Here is a 1,844-nt window from a genome sequence, read left to right on the forward strand (position 1 = left end):
AATTAATTCTAGAAAGTCGCACAGATAGCGATGGAGATAAATCCTATAGATTAGAGTTAGTATACCAGCAGAAAATCGAAATCATCAGTTGGAAATCACTTTAATAAGAGATTCTGAAATTGAAAAAGTTAAAAAATTAGCTAATGTTGTGGCTGATTTTCTCGAGATACCCTATCAAGAACTGTCAAATAAGTGATCATTTTTTTTGAATGCTTTGGGTGAGTTTAGTAGAATGGAAATGTCTATACATCTAAAATGTTGAGTTTTGTAAACGATACTAGTAATATCTGTAAAATTGCCATGTTTTGTTGATGAATAATATAGTCAGGTGCTTTAATTTCTTACGATTTATTCCTAGCTAGATCGAATTTTGCATAAATTTCCAGAAATTAGCTGATTACTAAGTATAAAGATAAATAGACACTTAATATATGACGTCAATTATGAGGGTGCCTATAGAAAATTACATCAATCTCAAATAGGTGAAATATGATCATGAAAATAGGCGAAATTCTCATCCGCAGACAATTAATTTCTGAAGATCAATTAAATCAAGTAATAGATATTCAGAGTTCATGTGATCAAAAAATTGGTGAGCTTTTATTATTTCAAGGTTGGATTCGAGAAGATGACTTAGAATCAGCTTTAAGAGAACAATATTGGCGAGAAAATGGTTATTGGATCATTGATTAAGTATAGAAGAAGGAAGAAAGCATTTAGTTCTCTAAAAATCCAGCGTTTTCTGAATTTTAAACTTTTGATATGTCCGTCCCCTTTCCTTCAACTGTGATATACATAGGACTTACGCACCTGCAACGTATTTCCGTCCGAATCGACCGACAACGACGAAGCAATCTCAAATCCTAATTTTTCCTACCTTATGCGTAATATCAAGTCCGGTTAAATACTTGTCATTGCGACTGTAGAGGAGTAATCGCCAAGATTACGGAGATTGCTTTCCGTTTCGGAATGCTCCGCAAACATTCCGAAGAATGAGGCATTATTATCTGTGGAGGATTTGCAAAGATAACTATTAGAAGTTAAGAGTAAGCAAAGGTCAAATTCTGATATTACTCAACAGCACTTAGAACAATTAGCTGCGAGTTTAGAACGAAATATTCAGTTAGCAAAAGCTGGAAAAGATACTCGACAAGCAAAAATTCTTAGTCTGTATACAATGGTTCAAGATTCGGCAGGATTATTGTAAGAACTAGAGAATAAATTGCGGAATGCTAATTTGAATGAGTTGGCATAAATTCAATAATTATACAGTTTAATTGACGAGTTAAATAGCTATCAAAATAATATGAAAATATTTGTTTGATAAGAAGGAAGAAAGAAGAAGGAATAAGGAAGAAGGAAAAGTATTACATTGCCTAAGTTTTAGAGCTTCTATATCTGCCCTGACCTTTGCTTCTACTGCTGTACTTAGTTACTAATCTTTCACAGTTGAAAAAATGCTACCACATGAATACTCTAAGTAGATTTATTTAATTGTATTTCTGAAAATAATTAAGTTTGCATAAATCATTAAATTCTTTCTGATATATTTATAAGTACCAGAAAGAAAATTATGGACAATAAACTTGATTCTCTTTTGTTGGTAGTACTTTTCATAACAACTATGACTTTTTTACGAGAGGATAAAAGACTAATAAATCAGTTAAATGATAGTTTTTCTGAAGCTGAAATAGCTATTATTCAACAACAAAAAAATCATCAAGAGAACTAACAACCACCTGTTCCAGATAAAAATGCTGGCAGTCGTTAAAATTAATCTCATAATATTGGTGGTTTATTCTCATCTGCATATCTTAAATATCACTGAGAAATACATTATATTA

General features: G+C 31.5%; 2 protein-coding genes. Both read left to right on the forward strand.

Annotated features, from left to right (window positions below; all coding sequences use genetic code 11):
* The first annotated feature begins 495 nt into the window (after positions 1-495).
* Complete coding sequence (locus F6K13_RS31320; RefSeq protein WP_124146446.1) at positions 496-693, forward strand: hypothetical protein; 198 nt, start codon at positions 496-498, stop codon at positions 691-693.
* A gap of 880 nt (positions 694-1,573) precedes the next feature.
* Positions 1,574-1,732, forward strand: a complete 159-nt coding sequence (locus F6K13_RS31325; protein ID WP_161564650.1) for a hypothetical protein — start codon at positions 1,574-1,576, stop codon at positions 1,730-1,732.
* The last annotated feature ends 112 nt before the right edge of the window (positions 1,733-1,844 follow it).

Source organism: Okeania sp. SIO2B9 (assembly GCF_010672505.1).
GTDB lineage: Bacteria > Cyanobacteriota > Cyanobacteriia > Cyanobacteriales > Microcoleaceae > Okeania > Okeania hirsuta.

Bases quoted from the DNA above. Each gene is read 5' to 3' on its own strand.
- F6K13_RS31320 (WP_124146446.1), top strand. From the start codon at position 496: ATGAAAATAGGCGAAATTCTCATCCGCAGACAATTAATTTCTGAAGAT.
- F6K13_RS31325 (WP_161564650.1), top strand. From the start codon at position 1,574: ATGGACAATAAACTTGATTCTCTTTTGTTGGTAGTACTTTTCATAACA.